The 22,051-nt window shown below is 68.0% G+C and carries 16 protein-coding genes; 6 read left to right on the forward strand and 10 right to left on the reverse strand.

The genetic code is table 11. From position 1 onward, the window contains the following. Nucleotides 1-81: 81 nt before the first annotated feature. The 10 genes from ACQPYM_RS20265 to ACQPYM_RS20310 all read right to left on the reverse strand — a co-directional run bounded on the left by ACQPYM_RS20265 (nucleotide 82) and on the right by ACQPYM_RS20310 (nucleotide 14,324). Nucleotides 82-1,851: a gamma-glutamyltransferase family protein gene (locus ACQPYM_RS20265; protein ID WP_433022942.1), complete on the reverse strand. Its 1,770-nt coding sequence runs from the start codon at nucleotides 1,849-1,851 to the stop codon at nucleotides 82-84. Further along, the gene (locus tag ACQPYM_RS20270) at nucleotides 1,848-2,936 is read right to left on the reverse strand and encodes an ABC transporter ATP-binding protein (protein WP_433022945.1); all 1,089 of its coding nucleotides are present in this window, start codon (nucleotides 2,934-2,936) and stop codon (nucleotides 1,848-1,850) included. The genes ACQPYM_RS20265 and ACQPYM_RS20270 overlap by 4 nt, the downstream gene beginning before the upstream one ends. Beyond that, a complete protein-coding gene (locus ACQPYM_RS20275; protein ID WP_433022947.1) occupies nucleotides 2,933-3,925 on the reverse strand; it encodes an ABC transporter ATP-binding protein in 993 nt (330 codons plus the stop codon). Before ACQPYM_RS20275 ends, ACQPYM_RS20270 begins: the two co-directional genes overlap by 4 nt. 34 nt (nucleotides 3,926-3,959) lie before the next feature. Next, nucleotides 3,960-4,844, reverse strand: coding sequence for an ABC transporter permease (locus ACQPYM_RS20280; RefSeq protein ID WP_433022949.1), 885 nt, complete (start codon nucleotides 4,842-4,844; stop codon nucleotides 3,960-3,962). After that, complete coding sequence (locus ACQPYM_RS20285) at nucleotides 4,844-5,797, reverse strand: ABC transporter permease (protein WP_433022951.1); 954 nt, start codon at nucleotides 5,795-5,797, stop codon at nucleotides 4,844-4,846. The genes ACQPYM_RS20280 and ACQPYM_RS20285 overlap by 1 nt, the downstream gene beginning before the upstream one ends. Continuing rightward, entirely contained in the window at nucleotides 5,794-7,500 is a 1,707-nt protein-coding gene (locus ACQPYM_RS20290; protein ID WP_433022953.1) for an ABC transporter substrate-binding protein, read from the reverse strand. Before ACQPYM_RS20290 ends, ACQPYM_RS20285 begins: the two co-directional genes overlap by 4 nt. A 99-nt stretch (nucleotides 7,501-7,599) precedes the next feature. Further along, nucleotides 7,600-8,097 carry a GNAT family N-acetyltransferase gene (locus ACQPYM_RS20295; RefSeq protein ID WP_433022955.1) on the reverse strand — a complete coding sequence of 166 codons (498 nt, stop codon included), beginning with the start codon at nucleotides 8,095-8,097 and terminating at the stop codon, nucleotides 7,600-7,602. A gap of 182 nt (nucleotides 8,098-8,279) precedes the next feature. Next, nucleotides 8,280-9,515 carry an SWIM zinc finger family protein gene (locus ACQPYM_RS20300; RefSeq protein WP_433022957.1) on the reverse strand — a complete coding sequence of 412 codons (1,236 nt, stop codon included), beginning with the start codon at nucleotides 9,513-9,515 and terminating at the stop codon, nucleotides 8,280-8,282. Beyond that, the gene (locus tag ACQPYM_RS20305; protein ID WP_433022959.1) at nucleotides 9,512-12,349 is read right to left on the reverse strand and encodes a DEAD/DEAH box helicase; all 2,838 of its coding nucleotides are present in this window, start codon (nucleotides 12,347-12,349) and stop codon (nucleotides 9,512-9,514) included. Before ACQPYM_RS20305 ends, ACQPYM_RS20300 begins: the two co-directional genes overlap by 4 nt. A 91-nt stretch (nucleotides 12,350-12,440) precedes the next feature. Then, nucleotides 12,441-14,324: an ABC transporter ATP-binding protein gene (locus ACQPYM_RS20310; protein ID WP_433023343.1), complete on the reverse strand. Its 1,884-nt coding sequence runs from the start codon at nucleotides 14,322-14,324 to the stop codon at nucleotides 12,441-12,443. A gap of 181 nt (nucleotides 14,325-14,505) precedes the next feature. Between ACQPYM_RS20310 and ACQPYM_RS20315 the strand changes: the two genes are divergently transcribed. The 6 genes from ACQPYM_RS20315 to ACQPYM_RS20340 all read left to right on the forward strand — a co-directional run bounded on the left by ACQPYM_RS20315 (nucleotide 14,506) and on the right by ACQPYM_RS20340 (nucleotide 22,026). Next, complete coding sequence (locus ACQPYM_RS20315; RefSeq protein WP_433022962.1) at nucleotides 14,506-15,261, forward strand: TetR/AcrR family transcriptional regulator; 756 nt, start codon at nucleotides 14,506-14,508, stop codon at nucleotides 15,259-15,261. A gap of 42 nt (nucleotides 15,262-15,303) precedes the next feature. Beyond that, nucleotides 15,304-15,906 (forward strand): TetR/AcrR family transcriptional regulator, encoded by a 603-nt coding sequence (locus tag ACQPYM_RS20320; RefSeq protein ID WP_433022964.1) that lies wholly within the window; start codon nucleotides 15,304-15,306, stop codon nucleotides 15,904-15,906. After that, nucleotides 15,906-17,639: an ABC transporter ATP-binding protein gene (locus ACQPYM_RS20325; protein ID WP_433022966.1), complete on the forward strand. Its 1,734-nt coding sequence runs from the start codon at nucleotides 15,906-15,908 to the stop codon at nucleotides 17,637-17,639. The genes ACQPYM_RS20320 and ACQPYM_RS20325 overlap by 1 nt, the downstream gene beginning before the upstream one ends. Further along, the gene (locus ACQPYM_RS20330) at nucleotides 17,636-19,666 is read left to right on the forward strand and encodes an ABC transporter ATP-binding protein (protein WP_433022969.1); all 2,031 of its coding nucleotides are present in this window, start codon (nucleotides 17,636-17,638) and stop codon (nucleotides 19,664-19,666) included. The genes ACQPYM_RS20325 and ACQPYM_RS20330 overlap by 4 nt, the downstream gene beginning before the upstream one ends. A 247-nt stretch (nucleotides 19,667-19,913) precedes the next feature. Continuing rightward, complete coding sequence (locus ACQPYM_RS20335; RefSeq protein WP_433022971.1) at nucleotides 19,914-21,095, forward strand: hypothetical protein; 1,182 nt, start codon at nucleotides 19,914-19,916, stop codon at nucleotides 21,093-21,095. Then, complete coding sequence (locus ACQPYM_RS20340; RefSeq protein ID WP_433022972.1) at nucleotides 21,022-22,026, forward strand: nucleoside hydrolase; 1,005 nt, start codon at nucleotides 21,022-21,024, stop codon at nucleotides 22,024-22,026. The genes ACQPYM_RS20335 and ACQPYM_RS20340 overlap by 74 nt, the downstream gene beginning before the upstream one ends. Nucleotides 22,027-22,051: the final 25 nt, after the last annotated feature.

Raw genomic sequence — 22,051 nt, forward strand, 5'->3', positions numbered from 1 at the left:
CTTGCCCCCGCGCCCGGCCCCCTCTCGCCGCGCCAGCACTCCGCACGCCGGCCAGCTAGCACCCAGCGCGCTTACCCCGCGCTAGCGGCCGGTGGCGTAGCCCTGCATTCCTCGGGGGTTCGCCGCAGCGGCGAGGATGCCGTCCGGGGTGCGGGAGACCGCGCAGAGGCGTCCGAGGCTCCACGGGTCGGTCTCGACGACCTGGTGGCCCTTGCTGATCAGTGTGTCCCGCACAACCGGGCCTAGGCGGCTCTCGATCGTCACGTTGCCCGGTACTGCGGCCCGCGGGTAGAACGACGACGGGAAGGCGGTCGTGTGCCATGCAGGCGCATCGATTGCCTCCTGCAGCTCCTGCCCGCCGGCCAGGTGCCGTAGCAGGAACAGCAGCTGCCACTGGTCTTGCTGATCCCCACCGGGCGACCCGCAGGCGAGTACCGGCGCACCGTCACGTAGTACGAGGGTCGGTGTGAGTGTGGTCCGCGGCCGCAGCCCTGGGGCAAGAGACGACGCCAGGCCCTCCTCCAGCCAGAACATCTGCAACCGGCTGCCCAGACAGAAGCCGAGCTCAGGGATGGTCGGTGAGGACTGCAGCCATCCGCCGCTCGGAGTCGCCGAGATGACGTTGCCCCACTGGTCGATCACGTCGATATGACAGGTGTCGCCGCGCGTGACGCCGTTGGACGACACAGTCGGCTCACCCGTGCTCGCGTCACCCACGACCCCCGACACGATCGACTGCAACTGCGGCGTCCGGCCGTCCGGGCTGCCGGGTCGCAGCTCGTACGACGCGTCCGGGCCGATCAGCGCAGCCCGCTCAGCGGAGTACCCCGGCGAGAGTAGCGTCTTGAGCGGTACGTCGACGCCGTCGCCGTACCAGGCCTCGCGATCCGCGTATGACAGCTTGGTGATCTCAGTTGTCGTGTGGACCGCCTCAGCGCTCGTCAGGTCCAGCGACGCTGGATCACCCAACTCGGCCAGCACGGCCAGCGACTGCAGCAGCGCAGGCCCCTGACCCCACGGGCCGGTCTTGGCGACGGTGTACCCGTGCCAGTCGAACGTCGCGGGCGCTTCCCAGCTCGCCTCGTACGACGCGATGTCGTCGCCGGTGATCAACCCGGCATGGTCCTCGCCACTCGAGTCGCGATGCGGCAAGCGGGAGAACCGGTCGATCGCCTCCGCGACAAACCCCTCCCGCCAGGTACGCCGAGCCCGCTCGACCTGTGCCACCCGATCCGAGCCGGCCTCCTCGGCACTGGCCAGCAACCGCTCAAGCGTCTCCGCGTACGCCGTATTGCGGAACAACTGGTTGGCCCGCGGAGCCTCCCCGCCCTGCAGCCACAGGTCAGCCGACGTCGGCCAGTGACCGGTGAACAACTCCCGCACCATCTCCACCGTCTCGCCCACCCGCGCGATCACCGGATGCCCATGCCGCGCATACCCGATGGCCGGCTCCAGCACAGCCCGCAGCGGCAGACTGCCGTGGTCCCGCAGCAGCAGCAACCAGGCGTCGACAGCACCCGGTACTGCGGCCGCCAGCGGCCCGGAGCCCGGGATGAGCTGCAGTCCCAGCTCCTGGAAGTGGGAGATCGTGGCGCCCGCCGGAGCCGCCCCCTGTCCGCACAGCACCCGTGGTGTCGGGTCAGCGGCAGTAGCGATGATGGCCGGCACCTCACCGCCCGGACCGTTCAGGTGCGGCTCGACCACGTGCAGCACGAACCCGGCGGCGGCTGCGGCGTCGAAGGCGTTGCCGCCGAGCTCCAGGAGCCGCATGGCCGACTGGGAGGCCAGCCAGTGCGTGGACGAGACCATCCCGAACGTGCCGCGCAGCGTGGGCCGGGTGGTGAAGGTCATCGAGCAACTCCTCTTGCCTCGTCTGCTGTGTCTGTTGACGTCTCAGCCGTTGCGTCTGCCGGTGTGCCTGCAGTCGTGCCTGCCGTTGTGTCCGCTGGGAGGCGTACGTCGGGTCCGGTGCCGTCGTCGTTGACCAGGTGGCAGGCGACCTGGTGTCCACCTTGCCCGATCACCCGGGACTCCGGCACGACCGTCCGGCATTTGTCGATCGCCACTGGACAGCGGGTGTGGAACCGGCAACCAGGTGGCGGGTCGATGGCCGACGGCAGGTCGTCACCGAGCAGTACGGGCCGCCGTACGCGCTGGGTCGACGGATCCGGCACTGGAGCCGCCGACAGCAGCGCCTGCGTGTAGGGGTGAGCCGGTACGCCGAAGATGCGCTTGCGCGGGCCTTGTTCGACCAGCTGACCCAGGTACATCACCGCCACCTCGTCAGCCAGGTACTCGACGGCCGACAGGTCATGGGTGATGAACAGACACGCGAAGCCGAGATCGCGTTGCAGGTCGGCCAGCAGGTTGAGTACCGATGCCTGCACGGACACGTCGAGCGCGCTGGTGGGTTCGTCGGCCACCAGCAGTCGCGGCGACGAGATCAATGCCCGGGCGATACTCACGCGCTGCCGCTGGCCACCCGACAACTCATGCGGTGATCGCTGGGCGACCTCCGGGCGAAGGCCGACTCGGCGCAGCGCGTCGGCCACTGCGGAGGGGATGTTCCGCAATTCGGAAGGCAGGGCTCCACGCTGCCGCATCAGCCGCAGTGGTTCCCCGACGATGTCGCCGACCGACAGCCGCGGGTCCAGGGAGCCCGCGGGGTCCTGGAAGACGATCGACACGTCCCGTCGATGTGGGCGGAGCCGTCGACGGCTGAGGTGGGTGATGTCGGCATCGGCGAGCCGGACTGTGCCCTCGGTCGGCTCGAGCAACCGCACAATGCAGCGACCGACCGTCGACTTCCCCGAACCGCTTTCGCCGACCAGCGCGACGACAGAGCCCTTCGGAATCCGCAGCGAGACGCCGTCGACGGCCCGGACCGGCCCGAAGTGCATGACGAGGTTCTCGAGTTCGAGCGCGTACTCGGTCATCTGCCCTCCGGGTTCCAGCAGGCCACGCCGGCGGTCAGCGCGGGTTGTTTCGTAGTACAGGTGTCGATGGCTCGTGGGCAGCGGTCGGCGAAGGTGCACGCGTCGGGTTGCTCGGCCAGGACGGGAACGAGTCCGGGGATCTCGTTGAGGCGATGGGTGCCCGCGTGGCGGCCGGCTGCCGGTGATGCGCCCAGGAGTCCTGCGGTGTAAGGGTGTTGAGGCCGGGCGAAGAGTTCGTGGACTTCGGCCGTCTCGACCACGCGTCCGGCGTACATGACGGCAACTCGGTCGGCGAGATCCGCGACTACGCCGAGATCGTGGGTGATGAGTACGACGCTGGTGCCGAGTCGTTCACGCAGCGCCCGCAGTACGTCGAGGATGCCCGCCTGGATCGTCACGTCGAGCGCGGTCGTCGGCTCGTCCGCGATGAGCACCTTCGGGTCACAGGCGACGGCCATCGCGATCATCACGCGCTGGCGCATCCCACCGGAGAGCTGATGCGGATAGTCGCCGACCCGGCGCTCGGCTGACGGGATGCCGACCAGTTTGAGCAGCTCGACCGCTCGCTTCCGGGCCGCTTGTTTGGACAGTCCGCTGTGCACGCGCAGTACTTCGCTGATCTGGTAGCCGACCGTGAAGACCGGGTTCAGCGACGTCATCGGCTCCTGGAAGATGTAGGCCACCTCGCGACCGCGGATCGAGCGAAGGGTTCGCTTGTCGGCGCCGATGAGTTCCACGCCGTCGAGCCGGACGGAGCCTTCGACGGTCGCGGTGCGGGGGAGCAGCCCGGCCAGGCTCATCGCCGTCACGCTCTTGCCGCAGCCGGACTCGCCGACGATGGCCAGTACTTCGCCGTCGCTCACCTGCAGGTTGACCCGATCGACCGCCGACAGCGGCCCGTCCTCGGTGCGGAAGGTCACCGACAGGTCCTTCACCTCGAGGACGGCGCTGCTGGTCGTCGGCCGCCCTTCGACTGCTGACCCGGTCATCGGCGGCATCCCCTTCGGATCGAGCTGCGACCGGTCATCGGCGGCTCGCTTTCGGGTCGAGCGCGTCGCGCAGGCTGTCGCCGACGATGTTGAAAGCCAGCGTGAGCAGCATGATCGCCACGCCGGGCATCACCGCGGCCCACGGCGCCCGCGCCGCGAACTGCTGGGCATCCGACAACATCGTGCCGAGACTCGGCGCCGGCGGCTGGATGCCGAGCCCGAGGAAGGACAGCACGGCCTCACCGAGGATCGCGGCCGGGATCGCGACCGTGGCCTGGACGATGATGACGGACGCGGCATTGGGCAGGATGTGCCGGCCCAGCACCCCCAGATCACCCGCGCCGTCGACGATCGCGGCCGCCACGAAGTCGAGCGACTTCAGCCGCAGCGTCTCCGAGCGGACGATCCTGATCACGCCGGGGATTTGCGCGATCCCGATCGCGATCGCCGCGTTGCCGAGGCTCGCGCCGCGGATCGCGGCCAGCCCGACCGCGAGGATCAGGAACGGGAAGGCGAGCACGAGATCGGTGAACCGCGAGATCAGCGCGTCGAGCGCCCGGAAGTAGCCGGCCATCAGCCCGAGCGGTACGCCGACGACCAGTGACGTGGCGACCGCGAGCAGTCCGACATGCAGGGAGGCACGCAGGCCGAACATGATCCGCGACAACACGTCCCGGCCGAGATCATCGGTGCCGAGGACATAACCCGCGGTACCGGGTGGTGCGAAGGCTCGATCCAGCTGCGTCAGCGTCGGTTCGTGCGGTGACAACCACGGCGCGAAGGCGGCTGCCGCCACAGCAATGCCCAGTACTACGAGTCCTGCGATCGCCAGCGGGTTGCGGAGCATCCGGCGTACGACCTTGCGACGGCGCGACGCGGTCGGGGGTGGTGCGATCGTGGTGACATCGGCGACGGCCATCACGCCTCACCTCGGACTCGGATGCGCGGATCGATTACGGAGTACAGGAGATCGACGAGCAGGTTGATCAGGATGTACGCCGTCGCGGTGACCAGCACGACCGCCTGGATGACGGGGTAGTCGCGCTGGAAGACGGCATCGACGGTGAGCTTGCCGAAGCCGGGCAGTGCGAAGATGCGCTCGGTCACCACGGCACCGGAGATCAGCGCGCCGAGTTGCAGGCCGACGATCGTGATCACGACGATCAGGCTGTTGCGCAGTGCGTGGCGCCCGATCACTGCTCGCGGTGGGAGTCCCTTCGCTTCGGCGGTCCGGATGTAGTCGGCGGAAAGGGCGTCCAGCATCGAGGACCGGGTCTGGCGCATGATCACCGCAGCCAGGCCGGTGCCGAGGATGAGGGCGGGCAGGACCAGGTGGTGGAGGTTGCCGATCGGGTCGGTGAAGAACGGGACGAAACCCGATGCCGGGAACAGGCCGAGGGCGACCGAGAGGTAGAGGATCGCCATCAGCCCGAGCCAGAAGTTGGGTACCGACAAACCCAGCAGGGCAAGGGCGTTGGCGGCCCACTCGGCGGGGCGCCCCCGGCGTACGGCGGCGACCACACCTGCGCCGACGCCGACGACCGCGGCGACGAGGATCGCCAGCGCGGACAGCTCGATCGTGACCGGGAGAGCGCTGGACAGCATCGAGGTCACGCTCTCTCCCGTCCTGATCGAGCGGCCCAGATCGCCGCGCGCCGCATGGCTGACGAACTCCCAGAACTGGACGAGCAGCGAGTCGTCGAGCCCGTACTGCTCCCGGATCGCGCGCAGCGACTCCGGATCGCGGTCCTCACCGGCCAGCGCAAGCGCCGGGTCACCGGGCAGCGCGCGGACCCCGAGGAAGACCACAATCGTTGCCAGCAGCAAGGTGACCAGCGACTGCCAAAGCCGCCCGAGCAGGTAATGCTTCACTGGGCGTAGCCGGCGAAGGCGGTTCTGATGACGCCGTCGGGGAAGGTGCGGACGCCGAGCACCTTCTTCGTGACGCCGGTCAGGTTGCGCTGCCGGTACAGGTAGATCAGCGGGTCGTCCTCCTGCAGCTTGGTCACCACCTGCCCGTACAGCTGCACCCGCTGCGCCTTGTCGGTTGACTGCCGCGCGTCGGTGAGCAGCTTGTCCACCTCGGGATTGTTGTACCCGGCAACGTTCTGGCTACCCCTCGAGCCGACGAAGTTGAAGATGTTCGCGTCCGGGTCGACCCGGCCCGACCAGCCCAGCTGGAGCAGCTCGAAGTCACCACGATCCTGCTGGTCCAGCAGGGACGCGTACTCGACCGGCCTGATGATCAGCTCGAACCCGCCCTCCTTCACCATCGCCTGCAGCGCCTGGGCGAGCCGGAGGCTGTCCGGATTGTTCGACGTGATCATCGTGACCTTGTACGGCGTACTGACGCCCGCCTGGGACAGGAGCTCCTTCGCCCTAGCCGGGTCGTGCGACGGGCACTTCTGCGCGGCGTCGGAACTGAACTCGCTCTTGGGGGAGATCGGCGAGCAGGCGACCACGTTCAGTCCGTTGAAGATCGACTTGACCAGTGCTTCGCGATCGATCGACGCCTCCAGCGCCTGGCGGACCTGGGGGTCCTTGGCGATCGGGGTGCCGAGTTGCTTGGTCGGGTTGCCGACGCCGTCCGCGTTGCCGATGTTGACCGTCAGGCCTTGGTAGCCGAGCGACTGCGACTGCAGCACGGTGAGGTTGCTGTCCTTCTGCAGGGTCGGCGCATCCTGGCTCGACAGCGAGTCGGCGACCTGGGCGTCACCCGAACGCAGGTTGGCCGACCGGATGCTGGAGTCGGTGATGATCCGGTACTCGATCGCGTCGAGGTGCACCTTGGACGCGTCGTAGTACAGGGGATCCTTGACCACCTTGATCGAGTTCTGCGCGACGCGGTTGGCGAACTTGAACGGGCCGACGCAGACCGGTGCGGTGGAGAAGTTGGCGCCGAGCTTCTCGACGGCGGCCGGGCTGAGCACCATGCCGGCGCGGTCGGCGAGAGCGGCAGTGAGCGGCGCGAACGGCTTGGACAGCTTGATCACGAGGGTCTTCGGGTCGGGGGTGTCGATCGAGGTGATCGGGCCGAGCTCGCTCTTGCGCCCGGATCCGGCCAGGGTCAGGCCACGGTTGATGGAGACCTTCACCGCATCGGAGTCGAGCGTGCCGCCGTCGGCGAACTTCACGCCTTCCCGCAGCGGGATGGTCAGGCTGAGCCCGTCGGGGGAGACGGCCGGCAGCGCCGTCGCGAGTTGCGGCACGATCTTGGCGTCCGGGCCGAGGTCGTAGAGCTTCTCGCACATGGTGTGGAAGACGTAGCGCGAGTACAGGCTGCGGGACAGGGTCGGATCGAGCTTGTCGGGGTCGGCGGAGAGCGCGACGGTCAGGGTGCCGCCCTTCTTGACGGCGGCCGGGTCCGCGGCGTCACCCAAGACGTCCTGCCCTGGGGCGGCGGCGTGGCCGCCGGGTTCGTCTCCGGCCGGCTCGACGGGTGAACATGCTGCGCCGATGAGCGCGAGCCCAAGGACGCCGGCCGCGGTGGCCGTCAGAGCAACCGGCCGGCGCGCGCGGCCGGTTGCTGTGCGGAGACTGGAGCGGTTCAGTGCTGACGGAGTTCGACGGGGCATTTCGTCCTCCTGGGTAGGGGCGGCTCCGTCGACTGTTTCATGTATACAAGGTGCGCGCGCAAGTGATTCGGCGAGTTCGCCGAAACCTTTTACCGGGAGTTACAGCTCCCAGGTTGGCGGATAACTGATGGTGCCCGCCGGGACCGGATGGTCGTCGAGCGGCAGCACCATCAGGTGCGGACCGCTGATCGGCCCGTCGATGCCGAAGTCCGAGGCCGGCCGGAAACCGAACCGCGGGTAGTAGTCGAGATGACCCAGCAGGACGACGAGATGCTCACCTTGCCGGCGAGCTTCCGCCAGCCCGGCCAAGATGACGGCACTGCCGGCACCCTGACCCTGGTACGCCGGCAACACCGCGACGGGCCCGAGGCACAGCACCGGGTTCTCGCCGATGGCGCAGCGACTGAGCAGCACGTGACCGACCACTTCGCCGTCTGCGGTGGTGGCCACGATCGACAGGCCGGGCAGCCAGGCCGAGGGGTCGGCGCGCAGTGCCTCGACAATGTCCGGCTCGTAGGTCTTGCCGAACGCGAGCAGGTTGACTTCGCGGATCGCAGCCACATCGGCAGCAGTTTCCGCACGGGTGATCCAAGACAACAGAAAGACCTTTCAGAGATGGAGGTGACCGTTTCGGGGCAGGGCGCTGCACACGGCAGCAGCCGCAAAGGCGGTCATCAACTCATCTCCTTTCCCTGATCACTCGGCACTCTAGTCAGCCGACGGCCGGCGGCGCACGCGATTTACTACCCCGAACGCCACCGCCTCTCCAGGAGGAACGACTACCAGGCGTCCTGCGCTGCGAGGGCGGGCGTGGGGTCGCGGTCGGGTGGGCCGGCTGGGTGCCATTCGTCGTCGACGAGTTGGTACGGGTGCCAGCGGCCGGTGCGGTCCAACCGGGTTTGGCAGCGAACGCTTCCCCCGGTAGTAACCCGATTGCCTTCGACAACGATCTCCAGCTCGCCATCCGCAGCCGCGAGCAACTCGGTCCGTGCCCGAGCGAGGTCACCGGCATCTGGTGTCCACGTGTTCTCGAGTACGTCGAGCCCCGGCGCCCCGCCGTACGTCCAGGCCTGTACTCCGAGCGCGACGGCGTCCGGCCGATCCCAAGTGGCGGTCACCCGCTCGCGTAGTACCGGATGGTCGGCGGCGAGGCGGATGCTGTCCTGCCACTCGTCGAGGACCCAGGGGTCGGGTGCGCCTGACAGCAGGGCGTTGAGTTGGGCGCGGGCTCGTCGGGCGGCGTCGAGCACCAGCAGCGGCAAGGTGGTTGCCTCCAGCTCCGCCAACGGCTGCGTGCCGCTGACCACCAGGTCGTCGATGGCGACCTTGGGTGGGAGCTCGGGCAGCTCTGGCAACTGGGCGGGCTCGAGCGCTGCCGCGTCAGTCGCCACAACGCCTTCATGATGTATCTCTGAAGATGCCGGAGCCGTTGAAGGTGTCGGACCCGACGACCGGCGCTGGAGGTCTTCGAGGAGGGTCTCCCGCGAGCGGCCGCGCAGCAGGAGCAGCACGAACGGGTCTTCGTCCAGGAGCCACGCGACCTGGTAACACAGACCGGCGGCGTGCTGGCAGGGGAGTTCCCAGGAGTCGCAGGTGCAGCTCGGGTCGAGGTCGCCGATCCCGGGAAGCAACGGAACACCCGCATCTGCAGCCGCGTCGACCAGGTCGTGCGGCATCTCGCCGTCGAGCAGCGCGGCGATGTGCCCCGCACGGGCTACCACCTGATCGAGGAAGCGGCTCCACTCGTCATCATCGAGCCGATCGATCTCGACAACGGCTTCGTAGACGTCCTCGGGCGAGTACACCGTCGCCGCGAGCCGACCCGGGCTGATGGTGATCGTGCCGACCTGCCCCGAGTTCGCCGTACGGCGGCCCTTGCGGAGCTGGTCCGCGTCCAGGGAGGTGTCTTCGAGAGCCTGCACCCAGGCGCGCGCCCACCACGACTTCCCGCGCGTACTGCGCCGGCCGCCCTGCGCGGGGAAGGCCGGGAATCCGCGGGCCGCTTCGCCGCTCATCGGGCTGCCCTCAGTTCCACCAGGTCGGCCAGTTCGGTGTCGGTCAACTCGGTCAGCGCGGCCTCCCCAGCCGTCAGTACTGCGTCCGCGAGCGCGCGTTTGCTGGTCAGCATCGCCGCGATCCGGTCCTCGATGGTGCCTTCGGCAATCAACCGGTGCACCTGCACCGGCCGGGTCTGGCCGATCCGGTACGCCCGGTCGGTTGCCTGGTCCTCGACGGCTGGGTTCCACCAGCGGTCGTAGTGGACGACGTGATCGGCCCGGGTCAGGTTGAGCCCGGTGCCGGCCGCCTTGAGCGACAGCAGGAACACCGGGATCTCACCCGCCTGGAACCGCTCGACCATCTCCTCGCGCTTGCGCACCGGCGTACCGCCGTGGAGCAGTTCGGTGGCGATGCCGCGGTCGGCGAGGTGGCGCTCGAGCAGGCGCGCCATCGCGACGTACTGGGTGAAGACGAGCACCGCGCCGTCCTCGGCGACGATCGTCTCGAGCAACTCGTCGAGCAGTTCGAGCTTGCCGGAGCGACCGGCCAGGCGCGCGTCGTCGCCCTCCTTGAGGTACTGCACCGGGTGGTTGCAGATCTGTTTGAGCGCGGTCAGCAGCTTCACGATCAGGCCGCGCCGGGCCATCTGGTCGCTGGCGGCCACGGCGTCGAGCAGTTCGCGCACGGTCGCCTCGTAGAGCACCACCTGCTCGCGGGTGAGCGAGACGGTCTGGTCGGTCTCGGTCTTCGGTGGCAACTCGGGTGCGATGCCGGGGTCGGACTTGCGCCGCCGCAACAGGAAGGGCTTGACCAGCTTCGCGAGCCGCTCGGCGACTGCCTCGTCCTTGTCCGCTTCGATCGGTGTCGCCCACTGGGTGCGGAAGGTGCTCAGGCGGCCGAGCAGTCCGGGGGTCGTCCAGTCGAGGATCGCCCACAGCTCGGAGAGGTTGTTCTCGACCGGAGTACCGGTGAGGGCGACTCGGGCCAGGGCGGGCACTGTGCGCAACGCCTTCGCAGTACCGGAGGTCGGGTTCTTGACGTGCTGGGCTTCGTCGGCGACGAGCAGGCCCCAGCGGTGACCGGCTAAGCGGGCGGCATCGCGGCGCAGAGTCCCGTACGTCGTGAGCACGAACCCGGTATCGGCGCCGTCGAGTGAGCGGCCGGAGCCGTGGAAGCGCAGTACCGGCGTGCCGGGAGCGAAGCGCTGGACCTCACGCTCCCAGTTGCCGAGGAGTGAGGCGGGGCAGACCACGAGGGTCGGGCCCTCGGTGTCGGCGGTCTGCTGGCGGTGCAGATGGAGAGAGATGAGGGTGATCGTCTTGCCGAGACCCATGTCGTCGGCGAGACAACCGCCGAGGCCGAGGTCCGTCATGCGGGCGAGCCAGCGCAGGCCGCGGAGCTGGTAGTCGCGCAGAGTCGCCTGCAGAGCCACGGGCGGATCGATCGCCTCCTGCGAGCGCTCGGGGTCGGCGATCTTGGCTCTGAGCTCTTCGAGCCAGCGAGTCGGAGTCACGGCGATCTGCTTGCCGTCGACCTCGGTGGTGCCGGTGAGGGCGGCGCTCAGCGCATCGATCGCGGTGACCGGTTTGAGGATGCGCTCGCGAGCCTTGCGGGCCAGCTCGGGGTCGACGAGCATCCACTGGTCCCGCAGCCGGACCACCGGGCGGGTCGCCTCGGCCAGCTGGTCCAGCTCGGCCTGGGTCAGCGGGTCGTTGCCAAGGGCAACCTGCCAGCTGAAGTCGAGGGTGCTGTCACCACCGAAGAAGCTCGGCATGTCGGACGGTGGTCCGTCGGCTGAAGTGATTGCGGCGCGAGCGGTCAGCTCACGCCCGAGATTGCGCGGCCAGTGCAACTCGACGCCGGCGGCCGCCAACCGCTGAGCACCGGTCGCCAGCAATCCGGCGACCTCTTCATCGGCGAGCTCGAGCCGATCCGGTACTGCGGAGTCGAGCAGCCGGGACAGCGGAGACCAGACGCGAGACGCACGCCGGATCGCCAGCGTGGCGTCGATGCGGGCACGCGGACCGAAACCGTTGACGTCCTCCGCCCAGACGTCGGAGGCGTCGCGCACGAGGGTCGGGTCTTGCAGACTGTGCAGCTGTACTACGGCCCGGAAACCGAGCGACTCGGGCAATTCGATGCGGAGCGAGATCCGCACGCCGGTGTCGAGGCCGGCCGACACCTCGTCCGCCCAGGCGCGCAGCCGCGGCACCTGCTGCGGCGCCTTCGCCGCGAAGAGCGTGGTGCCGTGTGCCTTCACAGCACCGGGGGAGCGAGGCATCCCGTCAGCAACCGCATCAAGAAACTGCCGAACAAGCTCCTCACCCATCGGCACCCGCAACTCGGGCTCACCCACCGGATGGCAACGCGCTTCGAAGGGAATCGACTCCGCGAGCGCCAGAACCCGGTCGACATCAGCAGCATCCAACGGCCCAACCCGCCAGGCGTCATGCCCGGCGGGGGAGACCCCCGGAAGCAGTCGCCCACGAGCCACCAACTGCAGCGCGATAAGCGAGGCAGCACCCCAGAAGGCTGCCGCAGGATGAGCCCCAGGAGTAGTCCGAGCACGCCCGAGAACAGCCACAGCCTGGTCAACCGGCAGTTCGATCACCCGAACCACCCGAGCAACCAACCCACCGCGACGCTCGGCATCGTCGCCCGGCTCGCTCCGCTCGCCGTCGCGGCGCTCGTCCTTCACCGCCAGTTCGAGTGATGCCTGCTCACCTACGCCGAGGGGGAGCTCGCCTCCGGTGGGGTTCCAGAAGGCGACTCGTCCCTCGCGGGGTGGGTCGGAGGGAACAAACACCGCTGCCAACCCGGCCAGCGCCCCCGCCTGCACATTCCCAGCCAACCCTGTACTCCCTGTCTCGCTCGAAACCCTGACTTCGACCGCTCGCGACCGGCTCAGACCGCCGCGACCGGCTCAGACCGCGGCGACCGGCTCAGACCGCGGCGACCGGAACCTCTCCGCCCGCACCCGCCTGCTCGAACTGCGTGCGGTGCAACTCCTCGTACCTTCCGGCCGCGGCCAGCAACTCGGTGTGCGTGCCCTGCTCGACGATCCGTCCGTCCTCGATCACGAGGATCTGATCAGCCGCCCGGATAGTGGAGAGCCGGTGCGCGATCACCACTGCCGTCCGGCCTTCGAGTGCCTCGGCCAACGCCGCCTGCACAGCCGCCTCCGACGTCGAGTCCAGCGCCGCAGTCGCCTCGTCCAGCAAGACCACCCGCGGCTGAGCAAGCAGCAGACGGGCGATCGTCAGCCGCTGCCGCTCACCACCGGACAGCCGGTACCCGCGCTCGCCGACGACCGTGTCCAGCCCATCAGGCAGTGACCGGATCAAGTCGCCGAGGCGTGCTCGCGTCAGGGCTTCCCACAGGTCGTCCTCAGTGGCCTCGGGACGCGCGAGCAGCAGATTCTCCCGGATGGAGTCGTGGAAGAGGTGACCGTCCTGCGTCACCATCCCCAGCGTGTCCCGCAGCGACTCCGCCGTCACGTCGCGTACGTCGACTCCGGCGAGCTTCACCGAGCCCTCGTCCACGTCGTACAGGCGGGGGATCAGTTGGGCGATGGTCGACTTGCCGGCGCCGGAGGATCCGACCAGCGCGACCATCTGTCCGGCCTCGGCCTTGAACGAGATGCCGTGCAGTACTTCGACGCCGCCGCGGGTGTCGAGCTTGGCCACTTCTTCCAGCGAGGCCAGCGACACCTTGTCCGCCGACGGATACGCGAACCGGACGTTCTCGAACTCGACCGACACCGGCCCCGGAGGAACGACCCCGGCATCCGGCTTGTCCTTGATCAGTGGCTCGAGGTCGAGGATCTCGAAGACCCGCTCGAAGCTGACCAGCGCGGTCATCACCTCGAGACGAGCGCTCGCCAATGCGGTCAGCGGGGAGTAGAGCCGGGTCAGCAGCAGGGCCATCGCGACGACCGTGCCCGCGTCGAGTTGGTCGCGGAGCGCGTAGAAGCCACCCAGCCCGTAGACGACCGCCAGGGCCAGTGCCGAGACCAGGGTCAGCGAGGTGACGAAGACCCACTGGACCATCGCGGTCCGTACGCCGATGTCGCGCACCCGCCGGGCCCGGACGGCGAACTCGTGCGACTCGCGCACCGGCCGCCCGAAGAGCTTGACCAGCGTCGCGCCCGGTGCCGAGAACCGCTCGGTCATCTGGGTGCTCATGGTCGCGTTGTAGTTGGCCGCCTCCCGCTCCAGCGCGGCCAGCCGGTTGCCGATCCGGCGGGCCGGGATCACGAAGACCGGCAGGATCACCAGCGCGAGCAGGGTGATCTGCCAGGACATCCGCAGCATCACGAACAGGGTGAGCAGCAGCATCACCAGGTTGCTCACGACGCCGGACAGCGTGTCGCTGAACGCCCGCTGGGCACCGATCACGTCGTTGTTCAGCCGGGAGACGAGCGCGCCCGTCCGGGTCCGGGTGAAGAAGGCGATCGGCATCTTCTGGATGTGGTCGAACACCGCCGTGCGCAGATCGAGGATCAGCCCCTCACCGATCCCCGCGCTCAGCCAGCGGGTGACCAGCCCGAGGCCGGCCTCCGCGACCGCGATCAGCGCGATCACCCCGGCCAGCCAGAGCAGGACGCTGAGCTCCTGCCCCTTGACGATCGCGTCGACGACCCGGCCGGCCAGCACCGGCGTCGCGACCGCGAGGACCGCGCCGGCGACGCTCAGGATCAGGAAGAAGATCAGATGCCGCCGGTGGGGCCGCGCGAAGGCGAGAATCCGGAGCAGTGTCTCCTTCGAGAACGGCCGCTTCTCGTCCTGTCTGTGCATGGCGTGGTACATCGAGGTCCACGCGGTCATTTCCATACTCACGGCGTTGCTCCGGTGTCGAGGACGAGGGAAGGCCGATGATCCTCTCGACCACCGACAGTTTCTGACCGTAGAACCTCAACACAACTAGAGGTCAAGCTCCCCCACCCTCACTGAGTACGCTGTACGAAGTAACTGCGGGAGTATAACCAGACGGGGGAGGATCGCGCACATGGTTCAGGAGTACAGCGGCAGTGGTGACCCGGCGAAGAGCCTCGAGCTGCTGTGGGGGACCCAGGCGAAACCGACCCGTGGGCCCAAGCCCGCCCTGACCGTCGGCAGGATCGTCACAGCCGCGCTCCGGATCGCCGACGCGGAGGGACTCGCCGCGATGTCGATCCGCCGGGTCGCCGACGAGCTCGGCGTCGGCGCGATGACCCTGTACCGGTATGTGCCCGGCAAAGGCGAGCTGATCGACGTCATGCTCGACACCGTGTACCGCGAACTGCCGCTGCGCGAGGTCGACGGGGACTGGCGGGCCAAACTCGACGAGGTCGCTCGGGAGAGCCGGGAGATGTACCTGAAGCACCCCTGGCTGCTCCAGGTCGGGGTGAGCCGGCCGCCGCTCGGCCCGGGCGTGATGGCGAAGTACGAGTACGAACTGAGTGCGGTCGAGGGGATCGGCCTGACCGATGTCGAGATGGATGCCGCGGTCGCCCTGGTCAACGGGTACGTCCACGGCGCAGTACGGAGTGCGGTGGAGGCGGCTCAGGTGATCCGGAGCTCGGGGATCACCGACAAGGAGTGGTGGGAGGCTCACGAGCCGCTGCTCGACAAGATCGGTGACACGAAGAAGTTTCCGCTGGCCAGCCGGGTCGGGACGACGGTCGGGCAGGAGTTCGACGCGCCGTACGACTCGAGCCACGGTTTCGAGTTCGGGCTGGCCTGGGTGCTGGACGGGATCGCGACACTGCTGAAAGATCGGTAAATGCAGTTGTGAGTGAGTACTCACTCAGTTAGCCTCGATCGGGTGAGCCCACGAGCTACCCCGATGCCGCCCGACGAGCGCCGCGCCGCGCTGGTCCAGGCGACCCTGCCGTTGCTGGAGAAGTACGGCGTCGAAGTGAGCACCCGGCAGATCGCCGAGGCCGCCGGTGTCGCCGAGGGCACGATCTTCCGCGCCTTCGACAGCAAGGACGCGCTGATCAAGGCGACCTTCAAGGCCGCCTTCGACGTCGAGCCGCTGATCGAGGCGCTCGGCCAGGTCGACCTGGAGCTCCCGTTGCGGGAGCGGTTGATCGCCGCCGTCGACATCTCCCAGACCCGGCTGAGCAAGGTCTTCAAACTCTTCTTCGCGCTGCGGATGAACCGGCGGGCGGACTTCGAGGGCACGCCCGAAGACCGGGCCCGGGCCGAAGCCGACAACGCCCGCGCCGACGAGGTCTTCGCCGACCTGATCCGGCCGGACGCCGACCAGTTGCGGCTGACGCCGGAAGAGGTCTGTCACCGGATGCGGCTGGTCATCTTCTCCGCCTCCCACCCAATGATTTCGGCCGGTCGGACGCTGACCGCCGAGGAGATCGTCGACTTCGCGCTCGACGGTGTCCGAATCCACGACTCCGGGGATCGCTGATGCTACTTCGCCTGCTGCGTACGCACTTACGCCCGTACGCCGGCAACCTGTCCATGGTGGTCGTCCTGCAACTGATCGGGACGATCGCCTCCCTCTACCTGCCCAGCCTGAACGCCGACATCATCGACAACGGGGTCGCCAAGGGCGACACCGGCTACATCGTCGGGACCGGCGGCTGGATGCTGGGCATCAGCCTGGTCCAGATCATCTGTACCGTCGCGGCGGTCTACTTCGGTGCGAAGACCGCCGCACTGTTCGGTCGTGACGTGCGCGCCGCGGTGTTCCACCGGGTCGGCGAGTTCTCGGCCCGCGAGGTGAACCAGTTCGGTGCGCCGACGCTGATCTCCCGCAGTACCAACGACGTCACCCAGGTGCAGATGCTGGTGGTGACGACCTGCACGATGCTCGTCGCCGCGCCGATCACGATGGTCGGCGGCATCATCATGGCGGTCCGTGAGGACGTCGGCCTGTCCTGGCTGGTGGCCGTCGCCGTACCGTTGCTGGCGGCATCGATCGGCCTGATCGCCGGCCGGATGGTGCCGCAGTTCCGCAAGATGCAGACCAACATCGACGCGGTCAACCGGGTCCTGCGCGAGCAGATCACCGGCATCCGGGTGGTCCGGGCGTTCGTCCGCGAACCGCACGAGACCGAGCGCTTCGGCCAGGCGAACACCGATGTCACCGACACCGCGATCCGGGCCGGCCGGCTGATGGCGCTGGTCTTCCCGGTGGTGATGCTGATCCTGAACCTGTCGACGATCGCCGTGCTGTGGTTCGGCGCCTCCCGGGTCAACGACGGCGCGATGCAGGTCGGCGCACTGACCGCCTTCATCAGCTACCTGATCCAGATCCTGTTCTCGGTGATGATGGCGACCTTCGTGATGATCATGGTGCCCCGGGCCGCGGTCTGCGCGGACCGGATCAGCGAGGTGCTGAACACCGAGTCGTCGGTCCGCCCGCCGGCCACCCCGATCCGGAAGTTCGCCGGCACCGGCGAACTGGTCTTCGACAGCGCGTCCTTCCAGTACCCCGGCGCCGCCGAGCCCGTACTGCGGGAGGTCAGCTTCACCGCGTCGCGGGGCCAGACGACCGCCATCATCGGTAGCACCGGCGCGGGCAAGACCACTCTGCTCTCGCTCGTCCCGCGACTCTTCGACGCCACCGGCGGACGGGTACTCGTGGACGGCGTCGACGTACGGGAGATCGACCCTGAATTGCTGTGGGAGCGGATCGGTCTGGTGCCGCAGCGGCCGTACCTGTTCTCCGGCACGGTGGCCAGCAACCTGCGCTACGGCAACCCCGAGGCCACTGACGAGGATCTCTGGGAAGCACTGGAGATTGCCCAGGGCAAAGACTTTGTCGAGGGGATGGCGCTGGGGCTCGAGGCACCGATCTCGCAGGGCGGTACCAACGTGTCCGGCGGTCAGCGGCAACGGCTCGCGATCGCCCGGGCGCTGGTCCGCAAGCCGCAGATCTTCCTGTTCGACGACTCGTTCTCCGCGCTGGACCTGTCCACCGACGCGCGACTGCGCGCCGCGCTGGCGCCGGTGACCGCCGAGGCCTGCGTGGTGATCGTCGCCCAGCGGGTGTCCACGATCATCGACGCCGACCAGATCATCGTGCTCGAGGACGGCGCGATCGTCGGTCAGGGCACCCATCACGAACTACTCGAGAACTGTCCGACGTACGTCGAGATCGTGGAGTCCCAGCGGTCCGCGGAGGAAGCAGCATGACGGATCAGAAGCTGGAACAGGCGCCCGGCGACGACCAGCCGGCCGAGACGGTCAAGGCGACCGACCGCCCGACCACCGGACGCGCGTTCGGCCCGCCCGGCGGCATCCCCGGCGACAAGTCGATGAACTTCGGCCCGTCCGCGAAGCGGCTGCTGCGGCGGTTGCGCCCGCACCGGTTCCAGGTCTTCGGAGTGATCCTGCTCGCGATCGCGAGCGTCGGGCTGTCCGTGCTCGGGCCGAAGATCCTCGGTCGGGCGACCGACATCATCTTCGAAGGTGCCATCGGCAAGGACCTGCCGAGAGGGCTGAGCAAGGAGCAGGTGATCGAACAGGCCCGGGCCTCGGGCAACCACCAGTTCGCGGACCTGCTCGGCGGGATCGACCTGATCCCGGGCGTCGGCATCGACTTCGATGCCCTGCGTAACGTGTTGCTGCTGGTCCTGGCTCTGTACGCCGGGTCGTTCCTGCTTTCCTGGATCCAGGGCTACATCCTCAACGGCGTCGTCCAGAAGACGGTGTTCGAGCTGCGGTCCGACGTGGAGGACAAGCTCAACCGGCTGCCGCTGAGCTACTTCGACGGTGCGCCGCGCGGTGAGCTGCTGAGCCGGGTCACCAACGACATCGACAACATCTCGTCCAGCCTGCAGCAGACCCTGAGCCAGTTGCTCACCTCGCTGCTGACGGTGATCGGGGTGGTCACGCTGATGTTCGTGATCTCACCGGTACTGGCGCTGATCGCGCTCGTCACGATCCCGATCTCGATGATCCTGACGGCGGCGATCGCGAAACGGTCGCAGACCCGGTTCGTCGACCAGTGGCGTCATACCGGCGCGCTGAACGGCCAGATCGAGGAGGCCTTCACCGGCCACGAGCTGGTCAAGGTGTTCGGCCGGCAGAAGGAGATCGAGGCGAGCTTCGCGGAGAAGAACGAGCAGCTGTACCAGGCCTCGTTCGGGGCGCAGTTCATCTCCGGGCTGATCATGCCGTCGATGATGTTCATCGGGAACCTGAACTACGTGGTGATCGCCGTGATCGGTGGTCTCCGGGTGGCGTCGGGCACGATGTCGCTGGGTGACGTCCAGGCCTTCATCCAGTACTCCCGCCAGTTCACCCAGCCGCTCACCCAGGTGGCGTCGATGGCGAACCTGCTGCAGTCGGGCGTGGCCTCGGCCGAGCGGGTGTTCGAAGTACTGGACGCGACCGAGCAGGTGCCGGACGAGGCAACCCCGGCGAAGCTGTCGGAGGCGCATGGCAGGGTCGAGTTCGAGCGCGTGTCGTTCTCCTACACGCCGGACAAGCCGCTGATCACCGACCTGAGCCTGGTCGCCGAACCGGGCCAGACGGTCGCGATCGTCGGGCCGACCGGCGCGGGCAAGACGACGCTGGTCAACCTGATCATGCGGTTCTACGAACTGAACGACGGCCGGATCACGCTGGACGGTGTGGACATCACCGAACTGACCCGGCACGACCTGCGCCGCCGGATCGGGATGGTGCTGCAGGACACCTGGCTGTTCGGCGGGACGATCCGCGACAACATCCTCTACGGCAACCTGAACGCCACCGAGGAGGAGATGCTCGCCGCGGCCAAGGCGACGTACGTGGATCGCTTCGTGCACAGCCTGCCGGACGGCTACGACACGGTCATCGACGAAGAAGGCAGCAACGTCAGCGCCGGTGAGAAGCAGCTGCTCACCATCGCCCGCGCGTTCCTGTCCGACCCGCAACTACTGATCCTCGACGAGGCGACCAGCTCGGTCGACACCCGGACCGAAGTCCTGGTCCAGCGAGCAATGGCAGCCCTCCGCTCGGACCGCACCAGCTTCGTCATCGCCCACCGCCTGTCGACCATCCGCGACGCGGACCTGATCCTCGTGATGGAGTCCGGCGCAATCGTCGAACAAGGCAACCACCAACAACTCCTGGCCGCCGACGGCGCCTACGCCCGCCTCTACAACGCCCAGTTCAGCGGCGCGGTCGTAGACATCGACGAGGAAAACGCAGCAACCGCAGTACCAGCAGGCTGACCCCCGCCAAGCGGGGACGCCCTCAGCGTCCCCGCTCCGGGTCGGCCCCTGTGGATAACTCACAACGGCCCGCCGCGAAATTTGAGCTACTTGAGCCATGGCGACTGATCTCACGGATTCCCTCTTCGCCCGCGGCGAGAAGGCAGCTCTTCGTGTCGCTATGAAGCTGCACATCGCCGATGACGACGACAGGCGGACGCTGCGGGACGCCTACGTCGTGGCTCACAAGCTCCCGGCGGCGTTGCTGGTGAGGATCGCCGACGACATGCTCGCTGACTTGCGCGAGGACGTCGGCTCCCGGCGTACCGATCGTATTGTCGCGCTCGGCCGGGACGGACACGGTCTCGCGATCGCGATGAGAAGACTCGACGGCCCCTTCGTCCGGCGCCATCTCTCGAACATCGTCTTGTCGCGCGCCCTCGTCGAGAACGCCCTGCAGGATCTGGAGCACCATCAAGGGCTGCAGTTCCCCGAGGTGCAGGGCTACCGACGCGTTGCTTCCCGGGTGGATCCTGCGGACACCATCGGTGGCTTCCGGGTGCTCAGCGACTATCTACAGGCCAATCAGATACCGGTGGGTCGCCCAGGCAGCAGGGTCACCCTGTTCGACACCAGCTTCAAAGGGACGGTTCAGGAACTCCTCTCCGCGGTCTATCCCGAGACGACCTTCAACGGCCGGTATGCCTTCCTCGGTGAATCTCCCCACGATCCACATCCCGGCAGCAAGAAGGGGTACGAGCTTCACCTGAGGCCGGAGGAGACGCGGCAAGGCCGGCCTTTCTACGTCCTGCCGGTCGAGGAGACGAAGACCTTCGCCCACCAGTTGGCGATCAACAGCATCGAGGAACAGTTCGACGGTCCGATGACCAGTCCGGTGCGGATCAATGCCGACGGGCCGGCCCAGACCGGGCAGCGGAACGCGCCGGAGTTGCTCGCCGGCTTGAGCCGCGGACGCGTGTCACCGCGCCTGCAGGACCCGCGGGTGCGCGAGGGGATCAAGGTCGTCAACCTCCTCGCACTGGCTGATCGCGCGCAGGACGCTGCATCCGCACGAGACGCGGGCCGGGATTACCGTCCTCAGTTGGAGCACGATGCGCTGCAATATCGCGCAGAGGTCCGCGCTTGGATCAGCGGTGGAGACACCGATCCTCGGCTCCAGGAGTTTCTGGATTCGTTCGTCCGTCGTGGCGACAAGCAACACGTCGAGCTCTTGCAGCGGACACTGGACCACGCCCGGGTGTCTCCAGGCGACGGCGCCGCGATCTGGGCCGCCTATGACCGTTGTTGCAACGACGATGACAAACGAGTGTTCGTACAGAATGTTCTCAGTTCAGCACAATCACGCGGAGGTACTGATGAGCGGCAGCCAGGGCGAGGGAGATCCGGGCCAGGAGTGGATGGCGCTCGCGGGCTTGGGCGTGAGCTTTGAGGAGTTCGGGGAGGGCGCCGATGCGTTGATCGCGGGTGGGCCGCCGCCGGACGGTGGGGTGGCGGCGATCGCGAGGGCGCCGATGATTGTCGACACGGATATCGGTGGGGATCCGGATGACACGGTGGCGCTGGTGGTTGCGGCGCGGCGGGTGCCGGAGCTGGCGTTGGTGATCACGAGTGACGAGTACGGCGGGGAGCGGGCGCGGTTCCTGCGGTATCTGCTCGATCTGGTGGGGCGGCCGGAGGTGAAGGTGGTTGCCGGGTCGGACCTCGGGAACAGCCGGCTGTACTTCGTGGACGGGTTGTTCCCACCCGACATGGCGAAACAGGACACCGACGTGGTCTCGGCCGTGGCGGAAGTGTGTGCGGCGGCACCGGGGCGGGTGCGGTGGGTCGGGATGGGGCCGCTGTCGAATCTCGCGACGGTGTACGCCGAACGGCCGGACCTGATCCCGCAGTTGGTGGTCACGCAGATGGGTGGCGCGATCCTCTACCGGGATCCGTCGCGGGCCGAGCACAACTTCCGGGTCGATCCGGAAGCGGCGATCCGGATGTTGCCCGTGCTCGAGCCTTGGCGTCCGACGTTCGTGGTGTCCGACGTGACCTTCAATCCCGCAATGGAGATCACGCCCGACACGACGATCTACCGGTGCTGGACAGCTCCCGACGCGCCGCGTTGGGCGGGGATCCTGCGAGCGCACTCCGATCGGTGGATGCAGCGGTACCCAGGGTCGATGCAGCACGACGGCCTCACACTCGCGGCCGCCTTGTTCTGGCCGGGCATCCGGTTCGTACGGGAACGGGTCGCCCTTGATCCCCTTGCCCGCATGAGCCGCAGCGACAACGGTACCGAAATCACGATGTCGATCAGCGCCGACTACGGCGCCTTCATGTCCTGGCTCGACACCGCGCTCCACGGCCCTCTCTGACAATCTCGAGAGGCCGTACTATTCC

The sequence above is a fragment of the Kribbella sp. CA-294648 genome (genome assembly GCF_050943845.1).
In the GTDB taxonomy this organism is placed as follows: domain Bacteria; phylum Actinomycetota; class Actinomycetes; order Propionibacteriales; family Kribbellaceae; genus Kribbella.

Bases quoted from the DNA above. Each gene is read 5' to 3' on its own strand.
- ACQPYM_RS20265 (WP_433022942.1), bottom strand. From the start codon at position 1,851: ATGACCTTCACCACCCGGCCCACGCTGCGCGGCACGTTCGGGATGGTC.
- ACQPYM_RS20270 (WP_433022945.1), bottom strand. From the start codon at position 2,936: ATGACCGAGTACGCGCTCGAACTCGAGAACCTCGTCATGCACTTCGGG.
- ACQPYM_RS20275 (WP_433022947.1), bottom strand. From the start codon at position 3,925: ATGACCGGGTCAGCAGTCGAAGGGCGGCCGACGACCAGCAGCGCCGTC.
- ACQPYM_RS20280 (WP_433022949.1), bottom strand. From the start codon at position 4,844: ATGGCCGTCGCCGATGTCACCACGATCGCACCACCCCCGACCGCGTCG.
- ACQPYM_RS20290 (WP_433022953.1), bottom strand. From the start codon at position 7,500: ATGCCCCGTCGAACTCCGTCAGCACTGAACCGCTCCAGTCTCCGCACA.
- ACQPYM_RS20300 (WP_433022957.1), bottom strand. From the start codon at position 9,515: ATGAGCGGCGAAGCGGCCCGCGGATTCCCGGCCTTCCCCGCGCAGGGC.
- ACQPYM_RS20310 (WP_433023343.1), bottom strand. From the start codon at position 14,324: ATGACCGCGTGGACCTCGATGTACCACGCCATGCACAGACAGGACGAG.
- ACQPYM_RS20315 (WP_433022962.1), top strand. From the start codon at position 14,506: ATGGTTCAGGAGTACAGCGGCAGTGGTGACCCGGCGAAGAGCCTCGAG.
- ACQPYM_RS20325 (WP_433022966.1), top strand. From the start codon at position 15,906: ATGCTACTTCGCCTGCTGCGTACGCACTTACGCCCGTACGCCGGCAAC.
- ACQPYM_RS20330 (WP_433022969.1), top strand. From the start codon at position 17,636: ATGACGGATCAGAAGCTGGAACAGGCGCCCGGCGACGACCAGCCGGCC.
- ACQPYM_RS20340 (WP_433022972.1), top strand. From the start codon at position 21,022: ATGAGCGGCAGCCAGGGCGAGGGAGATCCGGGCCAGGAGTGGATGGCG.